This is a genomic window from Variovorax sp. AB1(2024) (assembly GCF_037482385.2).
Lineage (GTDB): Bacteria > Pseudomonadota > Gammaproteobacteria > Burkholderiales > Burkholderiaceae_C > Variovorax.
This window is the reverse complement of the sequence record NZ_JBBHKP020000001.1, coordinates 4,019,983-4,036,617: the sequence shown is the minus strand read 5'-3', so window position 1 is coordinate 4,036,617 and position 16,635 is coordinate 4,019,983. Positions and strand designations below refer to the sequence as shown.

The following is a 16,635-nucleotide window of genomic DNA, read 5'->3' as shown; positions in this document are numbered from 1 at the left end:
TCCTTCACTAATGAGAAGAGGGGAATGCCGCGGCGAACTGCATGAGCAGACGCGACGTGGTTTCCATGGCGCGGCACAGTTCGGCCACAGACGCAGCGAAGTCCTGGCTGTTGCGAAGCTGGGAACGAGGCGCCACAGGCGCCTCCGCGACTGAGGCGTGGTGGGCGTCACCCGCCAGCGCGTAACTTGGAAGTGCCAGCGCCCGACGGCGCTTATCGCCAACCCGCAGCTGGATCAGCGCGCCACGTGTCAGCGCGGGCTTGAAAATCGCCGTGAGCGAGTGCGAAGGGATGTCGAAGCGCTCCGAGATCTCGCTGTACGTCAGGTGGCCGCCGTGCTGTTGCAGGTGTTGCAGCAGCCGGTGGGGGCCGCTGCCTTCGCGCGGACGGTATGCCGGCGATGCCTGTGGGGATGCGCTCTGCGCAGCATGACCAACCGCTTCACATGCAGGCGATGGATCCGCAATTTCCTCGCTCAACGCATGCACGTCTGGATCGGCCGCGTGAGTGTCCCGGTAGCTGGTGGGCATGGGCGGAGCAGGCGGCAGCGGGGCGAGCATTTCCGCGTGCATCTGCTCGCGTGTCACCTTCCGGCCGCTGACCAGGCTGGGCAGCCTGAGAGCGTCGTACGCACCTGGCCGTGCAGAGCTGTTCGCGAGCTCGGCCCCCGTGTAGATCCCCGCCATCACGCTGGGCGCGCCGAGGGGGCGGGCCGAGGCGACGCGGGCCGTGGTGTAACGCTCGCTCATGCCGGCACCGTCACAGTCGCGCCCGCAATGCCCGACTCCAGCGACAGGAACTCGCCCAGCACCAGCTGCTGCAGGTGCCGGATGTCGTGCATGTTGTTGAGGATGACGTCGGGAGAAAACGCGCTGCCATCGGTCGCACTCGTGTGCGTGCCCTCGGCTGTAGTCTCCGCCGTGACGCCGGGCCGATTGACCTGCCAGATCTTGCCGTCGAGAGCGCGCACGAGGTCGGCCTCGTTATCGAAGCGGCAGTCCGTGATGACGAAGCGGCGCTCGCCGTTTTGGAAGTAGAAGGTCAGCTTGTTGTTCAGCTGCTTCACCCAGTACAGCGGGTCTTGTCTGCGGCGGTATTCGGTGCCCCACCATTGCAGGATCTGTCGGGGCGAGCGCGGCGCGTCGAGCCAGTCGTTGGGGACGCGCCCCTCGCCGATGCGCGGCACGATCCCGGGCGCCAACGCAACGGCCGCGAGAAAACCGATTGGCGCCTTGCGCATCGCCAGCGCGGTCATCGGGTGGTTCTTCGTGCTCGTGTGCGTGAGGTAGCTGAGCTCGATTTCGAATGCATTGGAGACCTCGGCGCGCAGGGCGTCGGCGAAGGCCAGCTTGCGAAACCGAAGGTGCTCGACGAGCAGATCGGCGACGGTGTCCTTGCCAGTGCTGGCGAAGCCCGTCATTGCGACGACGATTCTTTTCATGGGGATGCCTCAGGCAGAAGTGCGCTCGACGGCTTGGACGTGCGGCAGGATCGTCCGCATGCCCTTGAGGCTTGTGAGCAAGGTGATGGAGACGCCCTTTTTCAGGGTGGCGGCTTTCGCCTCTGCGGCCTCGCGGCCGTTCTCTGGGTAGACCTGCTCCGCGTGCAGGGTGCGACCCTGGCCGCTGTGGACCGGCCGCACTTCCATGCACAGCACGGGGCGCACATGCGTACCGTCGCCAATGGTCTTCACCCGGACCTCGGCAGACGAGGCCATGGTCCCGTGCAGCTCGAAGATCGTGCCCACGTGCTCATGGGCATCGCTGCCTGAAGCCGCGAATATGTCGGCCTCAGCGCCCGGTGCAGACGTCTGTACGGCGGCGCTCGTCACGGCGTCACTCCGTTCAGATCGTTGAGTGCAACCGCCAGCGCGACGAGCATGACGACGGCCAGGACGAACATCACCAGGAACTGGCGCAGAGCAGCCTGCGCCCATTCGATCGGCGTGATCCTGGGCTCGTCATCGTCGTGGCTCACCAGTGCTTCGAGCTGCAGGGGGTCGAGCAGGCGTCTCATGGCTGGTCTCCCGTGGCCGCAGCGACGCGAGGATCGGCGGCGTGTCGTGCGGTGCGCAGGGCATCGCGGTGGGACAGGGCGGATGCCTGGTAGGCATCGGTCTCGCTGGGTCCATCGAGCAGCGCGCCGCCCATCAGCCATGCGAGAACGGCCGCGAAGGTGAGTACGTAGATGCGAAGGTGCTTCATGCGTGACTCCCTGCGGTTAGTTCGCTGGCTCTGGGCGCGGCCTGGATCTCGACGCTGGCCAGCGCGAGAGCGAGCTGCCCGAGGCCTGCCGTGCGGCTCTCTCCGGCGAGGACCGTGCCGCGGATGGCGCACGCCAGCGACTCCACCAGTTCGCGATCTGCATCGGGCAACTGCGTGACTTCGCCGCGGACGTGGTCGCGAAGTTGGGCCGCGATCAGCTGTTCGTCGCCGGTGCTCATGAACTGCTCCCGGAGGCTTTGGCGATGGCGGCGCGATGCGTCCAAACGATGGCCGTCCAACCGTTGGCCGTGTTGGATTGATAGCCCAGACGGACACCACGCTCGCCGCCGATCCACTCGTAGCGCTCTAAGACAATCGGCGTGAAGGGCCCGCTGGCAACGGCCTCGCATGTGCTGTGGGCGCGCTGCATCAGAATCGGCCCCGGCGTGTGCTGCGCGCTCATGCAACACCTCGCACGGACGTGAACTCGTCGAGCTGCTGGTTGAGGGTGCGAGCCTGCTCGGCAAAGCGAGCCTGCATCGGATGCGCCACGCACGTCGTTTCGCGTGAAACAACGACGGGCAGCACAAGGCCGTTGCCGAGATCGACAGTGCCGTCACGCAGGGCCTTGTCGGCCGTGGTGAGGAACATCTTCTTCCACGACTCCATGCCTTGGACGGCGGGGCAGCGGTAGAACGCCTGGCGGCGGGAGCGCACCTCGCGGATCCAGATCTCGGCCTGGCGCGGCGTGCGAGTGGTCGCGGCCGCGGCAGTCACTCTGCGTGCTCCAGGCGCTCCACGCTGGCAACGGGGCAACCCGTCTTCGCGTGGGCCTTGCGTTGAGCCGCCTCGCCGCTGGCGGCTTTCAGGTCAACGAAGGGGAGAACGCCGGTATCGATGTTGGTGGGGAAGCCGTTACTGTCGACCGGTGCGTAGAAGCAGCGGTAGGGCCGGGTGGCAGAGGGCGACGTGCGGCGACTGCGGCGGTCGCCTGCGGATTTCGCAGCTGCAAGGGGCATGTGTCACTCCAGGAAGCGCTGCGGGATGCAGCGTGCTGGGGTGGATAGTACCTACAGGTATTGTTTGATGTCAATACCTATGGGTATTGTTTTTGCCGTCTTGCTTGAAGATGAAAAAAAGCCGCCCGAAGGCGGCCTGTGGTTTGACTTTGAGCGCTCTCGGGTAGCGCAGCTAACGTATAGGAATGTTGTTTTGATTCAGCTCCGAGCCAGGCGGGCGGGGGTCTGATCGGGTTCCATCCGGGCACTCGCGCGAGTTCCCTTCGATCCATTCAGGCAGGGTCGCATCCAGGCGAGTCGCCAGCCGGCGCGTAGTCCGCACCTGCGTCACGATCGCCCCCGTGGAGGTCGGCTTCACTGTCCAGGTGCCGAAGGGAATTGCCCCAAATTCGTTACCGCCTATGAGGTCGATCTCGCCTTCCCTTGCTTCCGGAAAGTACGTCGGACGGATAGTCATTGCTTCCGGATAGCACTCTTTCATCACCCGCAAGAGATTCCGATAGGTTTGCTCGGAGGAATGTTTCGATGCCGCCGTAGTAGTGACCGAATTGTTTGGGCCCAAAGGGCCAGCGCAGCCCGCTGAAATGGCCGCTGCAGCCATAGTAAGAAGCAGTCTTCTCATCCTCTTCCTTCATCCAGAGCGTGTTGAGCTGGGGCTACCATAGACTTTTAATTTTCCGTCGAGGCACCGGGTGTGCCACGTAGTAAATCCAATCCACATCCTCTGCACGGTAGTACAGGACTGCAGTGTTGTTGTAGCTCCCAAACTTGAACTGTCCTCGTTGGGAGAGCAGTCGCTTAATCATTGTGATGCCAGACGTGAGTCGCACGAGGACGTCATCTTCAAGTTCTGGGGCCGTCCCAGGCTCAACGAGTGCAAAGTCGCCAGGCGTGTACTTCGGCACCATGCTTTCCTCGGTGACCTCCACAAGGAAGGCCTGCGGGTCCGTGCTCGCTACAAGGCCGTATTGATCCGTTGCGCCCACAGGGTGATCTCCGTCCGTCCAGATTCGTTCTGAAAGGCCGCCAGCACCCTTTCCCACCACCCAGATTCTTTGGGCTTTTGACGGGTCAACAAGGATCGAGCCGTCAGGCATCGCCGGTTGATCTGACGGTGGTCTGGTCGGTCGGCCCTCGCCGAGTTCGATCGCAGCTTCTTCTGGGCTCATTTCCCAAAAGCCGCGAGGCAGTTCGAAAGCCTCGGTGCAGGCTTGCATGATCTCGGGGCCGATGCCTTTCGCGCCGTTCTTCCGCTGCGGATAGAAGAGTCGGTTGATGTAGCTGTCGCTGCGATCAATTCGCCTTGCCAGCTCGGCTGCCTTGCCGCCACAGAACTTGTTCCTGATGAATGTGAGCAGCGCCTGTAAACGCTCGTAGTTGTCCATGGCGGCGATCGTCGCCGAGATATACCCGCAGGTAAATGACCTATAGGTATTGACTCCAACTGTACCTGTAGGTATTGTTTGGGGATGGACCGATTCAAACAGCATTACCTAAACCTCACGGTAAGCGAGCGTGACTCGCTGGCCCTTCAGGCGGGCACCACACGCGGGACGCTCAATCAGGTTGTCTATGGAGGGAAGCACATTGAGCTCGGTCTTGCAGACTGTCTGGTGGCTCTGTGTCCTGGGTTGACTCTTGCAGATCTTCCACTGACTGAGCGAGCGAGACAGCAGCACGCAGTGCGATCCACGCGCGAACTTGCCGACATCAAGGCGGGGGCCTGAAGTGCGAAGTACAAGCGTTTTCAGGCTGCGCCAATGCCGCTCGCTCCTCATTGACAAACATCTTCTGTCCGCATGGATGGCAGAGTGTGAAGAGTTGCAGGCCTTTTCCGATGTACGCGGGGCAGGCGCACTTCTCGTTGGCGAAATCGTGCCACCTGTTGCTCTGGCACGCGTTGGTGGCGTGCGTGTCGACGGCCCGCGGCCGCCTGTGGCGGATCGCATGAGTTCTTCGGTGGCGGAGGCCAAGGCGGATCTATTGCGACTCGAAGCGACCCGGCTTGCCTTGACGTTGTCGTCGCGCACGTCGTCCGAGAACGGCGTGCTGTACCAGGCGGTTACCGAAGCTCTGGCCGCAGAGTCCAGCCTTGCATCTCTACGTGCAGAGCAAGCCGAAGCTCGCTTGGCCGCATCGTCACCACGTCGCGCGGCAACCAGCCGTACTTCCGAATGAGATACACGTGCACGGCTTCCAAGCCGCCGACGTCCTTGTATCCCTCCTTCTCGGCAAGGTCGGAGCCGAAGGCTTCCAGCAATGCCGTGAGGTTGCCCTCGGCCACATGCAGCCTTTGGACGTTCTCGAACTGTGCTTTGTTCATGGGGGCGCCTTTGCAAGATGAAGTTTTGGAATTCCGATTCTTGCAGGGTGCCGCCTCCATTTTTCCCCGCCGCCGACCACTTCGGCGCGCTCGTACCTGGCTCACTCCCTCCTCCTACGCCGCGTGCGGGAAGGTACGCGGTGTTGGGCGTGTCGAGGCGGCGGGGGCTTTTATTCGTGTTGCGGTTCATGGCCGCAAGTCTCTTTTTTTTGCCCATTTTTGAGATGGCAACAGACGGTAATTTGAAATGTCATCTATTGCGCATGCCAATTTGAACCTCACGATCGACCACGCTCTTCCCGAGCACTGGCCGAGCTTGAGGTCGTATATCCAGTTCCGCGTCCAGGAGCAACGCCTCAACGCGGCGAACCTGGCATCGAAGATGGATCTGAGCCCGTCTGTTCTGTCTCGCAAGCTCAACCAGCCGGAGGGTGACACGCAGCGCTTCAACTGCGACGACCTGGAGGGCTACATCAAGGCCACCGGCGACATCGGCTCGGTGATGTCGTACCTGGCAGCGAAGTACCTCGAGTCGCCGGAGGCCCGCCAGACGCGAGCCATCGAACGGGTGGAGTCGCTGGCCTCGGAGTTGCAGCTCGCACTGGGCAGCCTGAAGGCTTTCAAATGATGCAGGTGTTCTGCACTGACCAGGCGCAGCAAGCTGCGGTCTGGATGATCGGCCGCGTCCCTCGTCACGAATGAGCGAGGAGCCCGTGTTCCCATCCGTGGAGCCACCGGCCTGGGACCAGATCCCAGCGTCGCTGGCTTCGCGCCAGCAATGGGTCGTGTGGAAGTTCGAGCACAAGGCCGGCGCGAAGAAGCCCGTCAAGATGCCGTACTACGTGCAGGGCGGTCGCAGGGCCGGCACGCAAGGCGATGACCGTGACCGCATGCGACTGGCGACGCTCCATGTGGCGCGCCGTGCCTACGAGCGCGGCGAGCATCACGGCGTCGGGTTTGCCTTCCTGCCCGGCGACGGCCTGGTCGGTGTTGACCTCGATGGCCAGCTCGAACCTGACGGATCATGGTCGGAGCGCTGCCGGAACATCGTGGCGGCCTGCGACAGCTACACCGAGATCTCGGTGAGCGGCACCGGCGTGCACGCGATCGTGGAAGGCCACACCGGCACCAACAAGAGCAACGACATCGGCGTCGAGGTCTTCTGCGAGAGCCAGTACTTCATATTCACCGGCAAGCGGTTTCCCAACACGCCCGATGACGTGCGGCCGATCGACGAGGCCGTGTTGCGACGTCTGCACAGGACGATCGACGACGCCAAGGAAGCGGCCCAGGCGGCGAAGCGACCAGCCCGCACGCCGGCGCGAGCCGCGGCCAACGCGCAGCCAGGCGGGCAGGGCGGCGACGACTTCCAGCGCGTCAAGGAAGCCGCGATGCAGAACCTTGGCGCCTGGGTGCCTCGGCTCTTCGGTGGCAAGGAGCAGCCGAAGAACTTCGCATCCGGGCCCGGCTACCGCGTCACGTCGAAGGCTCTGGGCCGCGACCTGCAGGAGGATCTCTCCATCTCGCCCGAAGGCATCGTCGACTACGGCGTGCATGACATGGGCGATTCACAGTCGGGGGCACGCACGCCGATCGACCTGGTGATGGAGTGGAACCCGGCGACGCCGAAGCCGGCGGACGCATTGAAGTGGCTGGCGCCGCTCGTCGGCGTGCAACTCACGAAGCCAGCGCGGAGCGCCAAAAATCGCGACGCTCCGGCTCCCGCTGGGGGGGCGGGTGGAGGCGGAGGGGGCGGCGAGCCGCCTCCCATCGACCCCGACGACCCCGACGACCCGGGCGAAGCGTTCGACCGCGACAACGTCCTGGCCATGCTCGTGAAGGGCAAGGGCGGCCGTCCCGACGACTGCCGCGAGAACGTCCTGTACTGCGTGCTCAACGATCCGACCCTCAAGGGCCTGATCAAGAAAAACGACTTCAGCCAGCTCCTCGAGCGCACCAAGGATGCGCCGTGGGGCCGGCCAGCAGGGGAGTGGGACGAAGAGGACGATCTGATGCTCGGCGAGTATCTGCTGCGCACCTATCGCCTCGGCATCAAGGGCAAGGGCACCTTGCGCGACGGCGTGCTGATGGCGGCCCGACTGAGCAAGTACAACCCGATCCACGACTGGATCAAGGCCGAGCAGTGGGACGGAATCGACCGCATCGACCATTGGCTGGTTGACGTCTACGGAGTACAGGATCGTCCGTACACCAGGCTGATCGGTCGGTGCTTCATGATGGGCCTCGTGAAGCGAGCGATGCAGCCTGGCTGCAAGTTCGACTACATGCTGATCATCAAGGGAGACCAGGGCCTTTCCAAGTCGACGGCATTTCGCGAACTGGCATATCCCTACTTCACCGACAACGCGATCCGCGTCGGAGACAAGGACAGCCTCATGGCGATGCAGCTGGCCTGGATCGTCGAGTCGGCCGAACTCGAGTCGCTCAACAAGTCCGAGTCGACCGCAATTAAGCAGTTTCTTTCCGCACAGGACGATCTCTATCGACTGCCCTATGCCGCGCAGATGCGCAAGCAACCGCGGCACTCCGTCAACGTGGGCACCACGAATGCAGACACGTTCCTGAAGGATGCAACCGGCGACCGTCGCTTCTGGCCGCTCGAGGTGCATTCAGTCAACGTCGAGGCCTTGAAGGCAATGCGTTCGCAACTGTTGGCCGAGGCGCTGCATCGAGTCAATGCTGGCGAGCGCTACTGGCCAACTCGTGAGGAGGAGCGCGAGCTTGTGTTCCCGGAGCAGGAGCCGTTTAAACGAGTAGACGAGTGGGAGAACCTGCTCGATGAGTACTTGAACGACTCGACCAGGCCGAACATCAGCGAGCTCCCTCGAGCCGACCGCGATTTCTTCCCGAGCACCGAGATCTACGACAAGGCGCTGAACATCAAGGCCGACCGCATCGACGGCAACGGGAACATGGATGTCCGAATCTCGAATGCCATGAAGGCGCTGGGGTTCGAGAAGTACAGGGAGACCACAGGCAAGCGCAGGCGCGGCTATCGACGCCTGCCCCGAGCGGAGGCCGCCGCGCCGCCGCCACGGCCCGCTGATGACGGGCCACCATCCTTCGAGGACGAGAGCGACAATGACTTGCCGTTCTGACCTCAACACTGCGCGCCTGGCTGGATGCCACGCGGGTTGGTCTCGCCCCAGCGGAGCAGGCGTCTACGCGTCTGCCCCGCCGGTCCTGACGCCACCGCCGTCCAGCCCGTCCACCCTACGTCCACCCGGGGGTGGACGGCGCAAGTTGTTGATTCTGCTGGGGAAATTCCCAGTACGTCCACCCGTCCACCCCCTTCGGGATTTTCGCCTCACACACATGCGCATGCGCACACACAGGTGGGCGCGTGTGTGCACGCGCGCACGGGCGCGGCTCACCCACACACCTTGGTCGGGGTGGACAGATGGACGGATCCAGCAGCCATGCGGGTTTGCGCCGTCCACCCCCCGTCCAGCCACGACCGCCAGCGGGAGAAAAGCACCATGAACCAGCCAGCCAAGCAGCCGGACATGCGCGAACGCATGCCGATGACCGCCCAGTGGATCGCACGCATGCGCCTCGAATGGGGCCGTGAGCACGTCGATGCATGCCTCCGGCGTGCGACGGCGAAGAAAGAGCCGGGCTTTTTCTACGCGATGGAGGCCGGGCAGGTGGCGGGCACGCCGTTCCCGGCGTCCGACCCGGTATCCGAGTGGCAGCAGTACGCGGTGCTCAACGCCTGCGACTTCGCCGTCTTCATGCGCAAGCCCGGCGGCGACGACCCGGCCAACCCTGAGATCTCAGCGCACCAGGTGCAAACGCCTGCACAGCGAGGCCAGTCATGAGGATCGACATTCGAACCAACTTCGAGCAGGTCGAGGCGGCGCTCAACATCGCCCAGCGGCAGGTGCCGTTCGCCTTGTCCCGTGCGATGAATCTCACGGGCCGCGATGTGATCGCTGCCGAACGCGATGAGATGTCGAGCGTCTTCGACCGGCCGACGCCGTTCACGCTGAACTCGCTGCGCCTGAAGCCTGCGACGAAGCAGGACCTTACGGCCGTGGTCGACGTGCGTGACAGCGATCGCCCGAACCACTTCATCCTGCCGCAGATCCACGGTGGTGCTCGCCTGCAAAAGCGCTTCGAGGAGCTGCTTGTGCAGCGTGGCGTGATGAGGGCCGATGAGCGTGCCGTGCCGGCGCTGGGCGCCGAGCTCGATTCCTACGGGAACATGAGCCGCGGGCAGATCGTGCGGATCCTGAGCCAGCTGCAGGCCTTCAACTTGGCTGGCTCCGATGCCAACGCCACCACCAGCAGGCGCAGCAAGGCCAAGCGGCAACGCGAGGCGTTCTTCGTGAGCCAAGGACCAGGCAAGGCCACGTTCGGCCGTCACTCGTGGAGCAAGGGCCGCAAGCTGCAGCACCTGCCGCGCGGCATCTGGGCCCGCATTGCCTTCGGTGCGATGGGCACGACGGTAATGCCGGTGCTGCTGTTCGTCTCGCGGGCGGTGTACACGCCGCGGTTCCGCTTCAACGAGGTGGCTCAGGCCACGATCAACCGCGTGTTCGCACGCCACTTCGACAACTGCTTCGCCGATGCATTGCGCACGGCCCGGCCAGGGGGTGGGGCATGACGAGGAACGTGCAGTTGAGCGAGTGCAAAACGTATGGGGCGCAACCCTCGCTCCTGCTCGCGAGTAGAAAACGTATGGAGCCTAACCCTCTGACCTGCTCGATTTTTTCGGCGAGCGAGTTGCCCGCTTCGACCAGGTGTGGCGGGGGCACCACGGGGGGGTACCCCCCCGGTCGCGGGTCCTCCCCCGGAGGGCCGAGTACGGGTAATTCGAACCCCGCCCGCGCGCTAGTAGTGGCCGGGCCGAGGAGGTAAGTAAGCATGCAGATCAAGGGACAAGAAAACATCGCCGCCATCCTCGGCGTGGCACCGAAGACCATCACGGAATGGCAGGTCGTCGGCTTTCCGGTGGCGGTGCAGGGCGGGCCTGGCGTGCCGAGCGAATACGACGCGGCCGCCTGCGTGGCCTGGCTCGTCGACCGTGAGGTGCGCAAGGTGCAGTCGGAGTCACCGAAGGACCGACTCAACCGCCTGCAGGGCGACAAGATTGAGCGCGACATGATGGTCGAGAGCCGCGCGCTCATTCCGGCCGACGAGGTCGAACCGCTGTGGTCGAGCGCGGTGCTCAACGCGCGCGAGTACCTGGTGAACGAGCCGCCTAGGCTGGCCTCGCTGATCATTGGCATGTCCAAGGTGGACGTCGAAGCGCTGCTCGAGGCGACGTTCGAGGAATTTTTGAAACGTCTTTCCAACTGGCGTGCGCCAGTGGGCGATGACGACGACGAAGAGCCCGACGTCGAGGAGGGGGACGTCGAGTGAGCTTCGAGTCCAAGCCTCAGCCCTCTCATGCACAGCGCGCGAGAAGGGCGCTGCGCGCCACGCACGCGAAGGTGTGGGCCAAGCTGCGCCCGCCCGTCCGGCTTTCGGTCGCCGAATGGAGCGAGAAGTACCGGATCCTGAGTGGCGAAGAATCCGCCATCCCCGGCAAGTTTTCATGGGCGGTCTCGCCGGCGCTGCGCGAGATCGCCGAGATGGCGAACGCCCCCGGCACGCGGCGCTTGGTCGTGCAAAAAAGCGCCCAGGTCGGCTACACGGCCGGCATCGTCTGCAACGTGATCGGCTACCACGTCCACTACAGGCCGAGCGTGATCGTCGCGGCGTTCCCGCGGACGCAGGCCGCGAAGGACTTCGCGTCCGAGAAGCTCGATCCGATGATCCGCCGCAGCCCGGTGCTGGCGAAACGCATCACGCTCAACAGCCGGGCCCAGGGCAACAGTGCGCTGCGCAAGCGCTTTCCGGGTGGCCTGATCAAGCTGGTGGGCACGAACAGCCCGAGCGACGTGAAGTCGACCAGCGCCCGCGTGGTGATCGTGGAAGAGCCGGACGACGCGGCCACCGACGTGCGTGGCCAGGGCAACTCGCTCAAGCTGCTGGGGGAGCGGGTCAAGACCGATCCGCGAAGCCTATTCCTGGTTGGCGGAACGCCTACGGCGAAGAACGCCAGCGCGGTCGAAGCGGAGATGCGCACCACGGACAAGCGCTATTTCCATGTACCGTGCCACGGATGCGGCGAGGCTCACGTCCCGGACTGGGAGCATGTGACCATTCCCGAGGATGAGAACGCCGAGAACCATGAGGTCTATGGCCGGTACCAGCCGGATGCTGCGTTCTACACCTGCCCGCACTGTGGAGAGCTGTGGAGCGATGACCAACGCATCGCGAACTTGCGGCGCGCCGAGCGTGACGGCTTCGGCTGGATCCCGTCCGCAGTTGGTGCGACGCCGGGCTACTACCTGAACGAGCTGCTCAGCACGTTCGATGGATCCCGCGTGCCGGTGCTGGCACGCAAGTACCTCGAGGCCAAGTGCGAGCTGGACAAGGGCGACCCCACGGACATGATTGCGTTCTGGAACAGCACGCGCGGCCTGACCTGGGAGTACCGCGGCGAGCTGCCGGAAGAAGACACGCTGCGCGAGCGCGCGGAGTCATACATGGAGTGGAGCTGCCCGGTCGGCGGCCTGGTCGTGCTGATGACCGTGGACGTCCAGCACGACCGCCTTGCCGTGACGGTGTGGGTCGTTGGCCGCGGCGAGGAAATGTGGCTTGCGTTCTGGGGCGAGTTCTACGGGCAGACCGTGGTGAGCCACGCAGGGGCCTGGATCGAGCTCGAAGCAGCGATGGGCCGCCGCGTGAAACATGCCACCGGCGTGGCTCTTCCTATCGCTGCGGTGGCTATCGACTCGTCGGACGGCCAGACCAGCGAGGCGGTCTACGCCTTCGTTCGCAAACATAACCGCCCTGAGCGTCCGGTGTACGCGGTCAAAGGGGCATCCGATTCCGTGGGCAAGGTGGAGATCTGGTCGCCGCCGAAGGCCATCGACCCGAACGCGAAGGCAACCAAGGCATCGCGCGCCGGCGTGCGAACCCACATCGTCGGCACGGCAAAGGCCAAGGATCTGATCCTCGGCTGGTCGGAGCAGGCGGGCCGGGTTCGCCTCGAGGGCAACGGGCCGGCCCGCATGCATTGGTATGAAGGCGTGCGGGACGACTTCTACGAGCAGCTGCTCAGCGAGATCAAGATCCCCGGCCGCATCAACAAGGCCCGCCGTGAGTGGAAGGTCCGAACGGACCGTCGCAACGAAGCGCTCGACTGCACCGTCTATGCGTTATGGCTGTCGCGTGCGCTGCGCCTCCATCTGCGCAAGGCGCAGCAATGGGACTACGCCGAGCTCAAGGTGCGGCAGGCCCCGCTGATCGTCGAGGACGAACACCTCCCCGAAGTGCAGACGTCTACATCGACGTCGACGCCGCCGGCGCAACCGCCGCCGGCGCCAGTAGCACCTCCGCCAAGCCCAACACCCGCACCGGCCCCACCGCCTCGAAGAGCCGCCCCGCCACCACCGAATCCCTTTGCATCTGAAGACTGGAGCAGCCGCCTATGAACCAACGAACACCGCAAACCGCTGGCCAGGCCGAGGATGCAGCCGTGCAGCTTGAGCACGACTTCGTCGGCATCATCCGTGACGAGATCGGTATGCATGAGCCGCTCGCGACGGTGTTTTCTCGCGCACTGGTGCGAGGCCTGCGCCGCGTGCTTGGCGGCCAGGACCTGTACATCCCCACGCCCGACAAGTCCGAACGCGATGCCTCGATCCGGCGCGACTACAACGGCGACAACATGGAGGAGCTGATGCGTGCCCACGGGATCGGCAGGACACGCTTCTACGAGATCATCGGTGCGCGTCCGCAGCGGCCGCGACGTGGCGATCAGAGGGATGCGAAAAATCCGGAATCCTCCCTAGAAAGCGGACGGACAGACGGCTACGGTGGTGGCCTATGACCATCGCCACAGACATGCTCGCCAAGTACTTGGCCGCCGAGGCCGAAGTGCTCTCCGGCAAGACCATCCAGTTCAACGGTCGCACCTACACCAGCGAGAACCTTTCGGACATCCGCAAGGGCCGCAAGGAATGGGAGCGCCGGGTTGCCGCCGAGAGCGGTAAGACCGGGCCGACCATCGGCGGTCTCTCGTACTCCGTCGCGAGATTCGACGGCCGCGACTGCAACTGAAAGCGCAGACACCATGAACATCATCGACCGCATCGTTGCCTGGCAGAACCCGATTGCCGGCCTGCGCAGGGCACAGGCTCGCAGGGCATTGGCTTTCTACGAAGGCGCGAAGCCGAGCCGCCAACGCAAGTCCCGCAACGACAACAGCAGCCCTAACACGCTGGTCGGCAGCGGCGCGGCCGCGCTGCGAGCCCATGCCCGCTTCCTGGAGCGCAACCACGATATCTCGCGTGGGGCCCTCCGGGTGATGGTGAACAACATCGTCGGCGCAACCGGGATTGGGATCGAGCCGCAGCCTCGGCGTGCGGACGGCACTATCCACACCGAATATGCCGCAGCCCTGCGAGATGCTTGGCGAAACTGGCAGCGCAAGCCTGAAGTGACGAAGAAGTACCGCTGGCCGATGGCTCAGCGTATGGCGGCGTACACCTGGGTGCGAGATGGCGAGCTTTTCGCTCAGCAGCTCATGGGGCCCGTAGCGTATCTGGACCATGGCACGAAGGTTCCGTTCTCGCTTGAACTGTTCGAGCCGGACTTCGTGCCGCTGGACTATGACGACCCCGGCAAGAACATTCGTCAGGGGATCCAGTCGAATGCCTGGGGTGAGGCGACGAACTACTGGATCTACAAGGGAGATCCACGGGAGGGAATGACCTTCCTGACCGACAGCGGTATCAAAGGAATTCCGGCGTCACGCATGCTCCACCTCGCAACTCTCGATCGGCTTCACCAGCAGCGGGGTGTATCAGAGTTCGCGAGCGTGATCACGCGCATCGAGGACCTGAAGGATTACGAGGAGAGCGAACGCATTGCGGCAAAGGTCGCCGCCTCGATGACGGCCTATGTGAAGCGCACGGATCCGGAAGTAGGCTTCAATGTAGACAACTTGCCCAGGGCGGATGATGGAACCGCGATCGCGCGAGATCTTCGAATGCAGCCCGGGATGATCATCGACTCGCTGACGGTGGGCGAAGAGATCGGGATGATCAGCAGCGATCGTCCGAATCCCAACCTGGTGAGCTGGCGGTCAGGTCAGTTGCGTGCCTTCGCAGCGGGCATTGGCGCAAGCCACTCGAGCATCAGCCGCGATTACAACGGAACCTACAGCGCTCAACGCCAGGAACTGGTCGAGCAATGGGTCCACTATGCGGTGCTTGCGGATGAGTTCGTCGGCATGTATGTACAACCCGCTTACGAGTCTTTCGTCCAGGTCGCGCATCTCAGCGGCGTTGTGCCGCGGCCGAGGGACGTCGCCTCCGATACCGAAGACGAAGCACTGTTCATCGGGCAGAGCATGCCGTGGATCGACCCTTTGAAGGAAGCGCTGTCGTGGGAGAAGCTCGTTCAGGCGGGCTTTGCAAGCGAGGTGGAGGTGATTCGCCGTCGCGGCGGGAACCCGCGAGACGTGCTCGAGCAAGTCAGCGAGTTCCGCCGTGAGGCGGCGGAGAAGGCGCTGATGTTTTCAAGCAACGTTGCGACCGCACCTGGACCCCCGGTTCTTTCGCAGGCAAACCAGCCAGAAGGCGCCGAAGAGGATACGTGACCCCACGACTATGGATATTTGCCGTACGGGTCCGTTGAGCGGCAGAATGCAAAGATGTCCGAATCGTGCTCGCGCTGATGCATAACGACAAAGCTATGACGGCGCAGGAGTTCCGCTTTTCTTACTGAAGCCGCCTACGGCCTGCGGAGTCAGTCTTTGAACGGCCGTAGAAACTCGAGGAGAAGAGCAATGACAGAGCTTGAAATTGAACCGGTAGAGCACGGGGGCAATCGCTACAGTTTTGGACCTCACAACAACCGTTTTTTTATCGTCGCGCCAATCGTCGCCCAAGGCGCTGTGGTTGGCGGAAAAATTATTTGGGATGTAGTCCTGGGCAAGGTAATTTCGGCAATAGCGGAGGAGGTCGGCAAAGGAATTGGTCAAGCGCTAATCAAGCGGCTGTTCGGAGGTGCAGAGAACGACGTAGCGGCGCAGCTTAAGCTTATTACGCAGAAATTAGATGCGATTCTTAGGGCCGTTGTTGGGCTGCAGGACTTCATCGTCGCTCATGACATCCAACGGGCACAAGAGACTTCTGACGCCAAGATCCAAACGCATATCGAGGCAATGCGAGGCCATCTTCGCGGTGCTGCAGCGCATGGAACGCTTGACGGGAACAACCTCACATTGTTTCTCGATCAAGTCACTGCACTTACGAACGACCTTGGAGAGCTGGCAAGAAAGCGGGATGAGGGGATACCGGAAGGCCTACCCATGTTTGTACAAGTACAAGCTGGCCTTGCCATGCTGTTTCTCGGGCACAGGATACTCGGCGTGCCAGCTGACACTTCCCGCAGTTTCTTGAAGGACTACGGCATCCACTTTACCGAGTGGATCTCCATTCTCAGTGCTGCGGTCAACGCGATGGCTCCAGGCGTTGCTCAGGAAGCTGCCGCTATCGAAGCATTTCCGAAGCGTGGGTGGCTCACATATGGGAACGCTGTTGGCCTCGGTGATTTCGACTTTGATCTAGGCACGTTGGATGGACCTAAGCCGTACTACGCCTGTGTGGCAAACATCGCAGGGGGCGTGAGCGTGCCGTTTAGGCTACTCGGCATTGATCGCGTTCCACAGACCTCGCTGGCGGATTCATTGAATTTGCCGGTGTTTCCCGGTTTCAATCCCACGTGGCCAGCCCCGGTCCCTTCATGGTGGGTGTCTGTCGATAGCCCTCGTTTTCGAAACTCAGGCGAGCAGGCCGCGATAGATCGAGCGAACTACATGGTCTCGCTACTGAACGAACGTCGACAAGCGCTTCTTGACAGGCTCGACGTGATGCGAGGGCTGAAGGAGTCGATCGAGAGCATCAGGAGGGGTGAGGAAAACTTGGCGCAGTTGACGTAGAGGACCGTACAACGGTTAGGCGTACAGCAAGGTGATGCCAAGCCTGTGCTCGCAATCCGGCTGA

Annotated in this window: 21 protein-coding genes; 10 read left to right on the top strand and 11 right to left on the bottom strand. The window is 63.2% G+C overall.

The window, feature by feature from the left end:
- Positions 1-7 precede the first annotated feature (7 nt).
- From WIX39_RS18855 to WIX39_RS18805, 11 genes are all read right to left on the bottom strand, one after another.
- Positions 8-748: a hypothetical protein gene (locus WIX39_RS18855; RefSeq protein ID WP_409195613.1), complete on the bottom strand. Its 741-nt coding sequence runs from the start codon at positions 746-748 to the stop codon at positions 8-10.
- The gene (locus WIX39_RS18850) at positions 745-1,440 is read right to left on the bottom strand and encodes a hypothetical protein (protein WP_409195612.1); all 696 of its coding nucleotides are present in this window, start codon (positions 1,438-1,440) and stop codon (positions 745-747) included. Before WIX39_RS18850 ends, WIX39_RS18855 begins: the two co-directional genes overlap by 4 nt.
- Positions 1,441-1,449: 9 nt before the next feature.
- The gene (locus WIX39_RS18845) at positions 1,450-1,830 is read right to left on the bottom strand and encodes a hypothetical protein (RefSeq protein WP_409195611.1); all 381 of its coding nucleotides are present in this window, start codon (positions 1,828-1,830) and stop codon (positions 1,450-1,452) included.
- The gene (locus WIX39_RS18840; RefSeq protein ID WP_409195610.1) at positions 1,827-2,015 is read right to left on the bottom strand and encodes a hypothetical protein; all 189 of its coding nucleotides are present in this window, start codon (positions 2,013-2,015) and stop codon (positions 1,827-1,829) included. The genes WIX39_RS18845 and WIX39_RS18840 overlap by 4 nt, the downstream gene beginning before the upstream one ends.
- Positions 2,012-2,203: a hypothetical protein gene (locus tag WIX39_RS18835; protein WP_409195609.1), complete on the bottom strand. Its 192-nt coding sequence runs from the start codon at positions 2,201-2,203 to the stop codon at positions 2,012-2,014. Before WIX39_RS18835 ends, WIX39_RS18840 begins: the two co-directional genes overlap by 4 nt.
- The gene (locus WIX39_RS18830) at positions 2,200-2,442 is read right to left on the bottom strand and encodes a hypothetical protein (RefSeq protein ID WP_409195608.1); all 243 of its coding nucleotides are present in this window, start codon (positions 2,440-2,442) and stop codon (positions 2,200-2,202) included. The genes WIX39_RS18835 and WIX39_RS18830 overlap by 4 nt, the downstream gene beginning before the upstream one ends.
- Positions 2,439-2,666 carry a hypothetical protein gene (locus WIX39_RS18825; protein WP_409195607.1) on the bottom strand — a complete coding sequence of 76 codons (228 nt, stop codon included), beginning with the start codon at positions 2,664-2,666 and terminating at the stop codon, positions 2,439-2,441. The genes WIX39_RS18830 and WIX39_RS18825 overlap by 4 nt, the downstream gene beginning before the upstream one ends.
- The gene (locus tag WIX39_RS18820) at positions 2,663-2,980 is read right to left on the bottom strand and encodes a hypothetical protein (RefSeq protein ID WP_409195606.1); all 318 of its coding nucleotides are present in this window, start codon (positions 2,978-2,980) and stop codon (positions 2,663-2,665) included. Before WIX39_RS18820 ends, WIX39_RS18825 begins: the two co-directional genes overlap by 4 nt.
- Positions 2,977-3,222 (bottom strand): hypothetical protein, encoded by a 246-nt coding sequence (locus WIX39_RS18815; RefSeq protein WP_409195605.1) that lies wholly within the window; start codon positions 3,220-3,222, stop codon positions 2,977-2,979. The genes WIX39_RS18820 and WIX39_RS18815 overlap by 4 nt, the downstream gene beginning before the upstream one ends.
- 656 nt (positions 3,223-3,878) lie before the next feature.
- Positions 3,879-4,607 carry a S24 family peptidase gene (locus tag WIX39_RS18810; protein WP_409195604.1) on the bottom strand — a complete coding sequence of 243 codons (729 nt, stop codon included), beginning with the start codon at positions 4,605-4,607 and terminating at the stop codon, positions 3,879-3,881.
- Between the two features lie 677 nt (positions 4,608-5,284).
- A complete protein-coding gene (locus tag WIX39_RS18805; protein ID WP_409195603.1) occupies positions 5,285-5,545 on the bottom strand; it encodes a hypothetical protein in 261 nt (86 codons plus the stop codon).
- Between the two features lie 247 nt (positions 5,546-5,792).
- Between WIX39_RS18805 and WIX39_RS18800 the strand changes: the two genes are divergently transcribed.
- The 10 genes from WIX39_RS18800 to WIX39_RS18755 all read left to right on the top strand — a co-directional run bounded on the left by WIX39_RS18800 (position 5,793) and on the right by WIX39_RS18755 (position 16,571).
- Positions 5,793-6,173, top strand: a complete 381-nt coding sequence (locus tag WIX39_RS18800) for a hypothetical protein (protein ID WP_409195602.1) — start codon at positions 5,793-5,795, stop codon at positions 6,171-6,173.
- Between the two features lie 70 nt (positions 6,174-6,243).
- On the top strand, positions 6,244-8,664 hold the full coding sequence (locus WIX39_RS18795) for a VapE domain-containing protein (RefSeq protein WP_409195601.1): 2,421 nt from the start codon (positions 6,244-6,246) through the stop codon (positions 8,662-8,664).
- Between the two features lie 381 nt (positions 8,665-9,045).
- Positions 9,046-9,387 carry a hypothetical protein gene (locus tag WIX39_RS18790; RefSeq protein WP_409195600.1) on the top strand — a complete coding sequence of 114 codons (342 nt, stop codon included), beginning with the start codon at positions 9,046-9,048 and terminating at the stop codon, positions 9,385-9,387.
- Positions 9,384-10,175, top strand: coding sequence for a hypothetical protein (locus WIX39_RS18785; protein ID WP_409195599.1), 792 nt, complete (start codon positions 9,384-9,386; stop codon positions 10,173-10,175). Before WIX39_RS18790 ends, WIX39_RS18785 begins: the two co-directional genes overlap by 4 nt.
- 260 nt (positions 10,176-10,435) lie before the next feature.
- On the top strand, positions 10,436-10,933 hold the full coding sequence (locus WIX39_RS18780) for a terminase small subunit (protein ID WP_409195598.1): 498 nt from the start codon (positions 10,436-10,438) through the stop codon (positions 10,931-10,933).
- Entirely contained in the window at positions 10,930-13,056 is a 2,127-nt protein-coding gene (locus WIX39_RS18775; RefSeq protein WP_409195597.1) for a phage terminase large subunit family protein, read from the top strand. Before WIX39_RS18780 ends, WIX39_RS18775 begins: the two co-directional genes overlap by 4 nt.
- The gene (locus WIX39_RS18770; protein WP_409195596.1) at positions 13,053-13,454 is read left to right on the top strand and encodes a Mor transcription activator family protein; all 402 of its coding nucleotides are present in this window, start codon (positions 13,053-13,055) and stop codon (positions 13,452-13,454) included. The genes WIX39_RS18775 and WIX39_RS18770 overlap by 4 nt, the downstream gene beginning before the upstream one ends.
- A complete protein-coding gene (locus WIX39_RS18765; RefSeq protein WP_409195595.1) occupies positions 13,451-13,684 on the top strand; it encodes a hypothetical protein in 234 nt (77 codons plus the stop codon). Before WIX39_RS18770 ends, WIX39_RS18765 begins: the two co-directional genes overlap by 4 nt.
- A gap of 13 nt (positions 13,685-13,697) precedes the next feature.
- Complete coding sequence (locus tag WIX39_RS18760; RefSeq protein ID WP_409195594.1) at positions 13,698-15,227, top strand: phage portal protein; 1,530 nt, start codon at positions 13,698-13,700, stop codon at positions 15,225-15,227.
- Between the two features lie 189 nt (positions 15,228-15,416).
- Complete coding sequence (locus WIX39_RS18755) at positions 15,417-16,571, top strand: hypothetical protein (RefSeq protein ID WP_409195593.1); 1,155 nt, start codon at positions 15,417-15,419, stop codon at positions 16,569-16,571.
- Positions 16,572-16,635: the final 64 nt, after the last annotated feature.

Excerpts from the sequence above, each read along its gene's own strand:
- WIX39_RS18765 (WP_409195595.1), top strand. The coding sequence starts at position 13,451 with ATGACCATCGCCACAGACATGCTCGCCAAGTACTTGGCCGCCGAGGCC.
- WIX39_RS18770 (WP_409195596.1), top strand. The coding sequence starts at position 13,053 with ATGAACCAACGAACACCGCAAACCGCTGGCCAGGCCGAGGATGCAGCC.
- WIX39_RS18795 (WP_409195601.1), top strand. The coding sequence starts at position 6,244 with ATGAGCGAGGAGCCCGTGTTCCCATCCGTGGAGCCACCGGCCTGGGAC.
- WIX39_RS18840 (WP_409195610.1), bottom strand. The coding sequence starts at position 2,015 with ATGAGACGCCTGCTCGACCCCCTGCAGCTCGAAGCACTGGTGAGCCAC.
- WIX39_RS18755 (WP_409195593.1), top strand. The coding sequence starts at position 15,417 with ATGACAGAGCTTGAAATTGAACCGGTAGAGCACGGGGGCAATCGCTAC.
- WIX39_RS18830 (WP_409195608.1), bottom strand. The coding sequence starts at position 2,442 with ATGAGCACCGGCGACGAACAGCTGATCGCGGCCCAACTTCGCGACCAC.
- WIX39_RS18815 (WP_409195605.1), bottom strand. The coding sequence starts at position 3,222 with ATGCCCCTTGCAGCTGCGAAATCCGCAGGCGACCGCCGCAGTCGCCGC.
- WIX39_RS18780 (WP_409195598.1), top strand. The coding sequence starts at position 10,436 with ATGCAGATCAAGGGACAAGAAAACATCGCCGCCATCCTCGGCGTGGCA.
- WIX39_RS18785 (WP_409195599.1), top strand. The coding sequence starts at position 9,384 with ATGAGGATCGACATTCGAACCAACTTCGAGCAGGTCGAGGCGGCGCTC.
- WIX39_RS18850 (WP_409195612.1), bottom strand. The coding sequence starts at position 1,440 with ATGAAAAGAATCGTCGTCGCAATGACGGGCTTCGCCAGCACTGGCAAG.
- WIX39_RS18825 (WP_409195607.1), bottom strand. The coding sequence starts at position 2,666 with ATGAGCGCGCAGCACACGCCGGGGCCGATTCTGATGCAGCGCGCCCAC.
- WIX39_RS18800 (WP_409195602.1), top strand. The coding sequence starts at position 5,793 with ATGTCATCTATTGCGCATGCCAATTTGAACCTCACGATCGACCACGCT.
- WIX39_RS18810 (WP_409195604.1), bottom strand. The coding sequence starts at position 4,607 with ATGGACAACTACGAGCGTTTACAGGCGCTGCTCACATTCATCAGGAAC.
- WIX39_RS18760 (WP_409195594.1), top strand. The coding sequence starts at position 13,698 with ATGAACATCATCGACCGCATCGTTGCCTGGCAGAACCCGATTGCCGGC.
- WIX39_RS18805 (WP_409195603.1), bottom strand. The coding sequence starts at position 5,545 with ATGAACAAAGCACAGTTCGAGAACGTCCAAAGGCTGCATGTGGCCGAG.
- WIX39_RS18835 (WP_409195609.1), bottom strand. The coding sequence starts at position 2,203 with ATGAAGCACCTTCGCATCTACGTACTCACCTTCGCGGCCGTTCTCGCA.
- WIX39_RS18855 (WP_409195613.1), bottom strand. The coding sequence starts at position 748 with ATGAGCGAGCGTTACACCACGGCCCGCGTCGCCTCGGCCCGCCCCCTC.
- WIX39_RS18790 (WP_409195600.1), top strand. The coding sequence starts at position 9,046 with ATGAACCAGCCAGCCAAGCAGCCGGACATGCGCGAACGCATGCCGATG.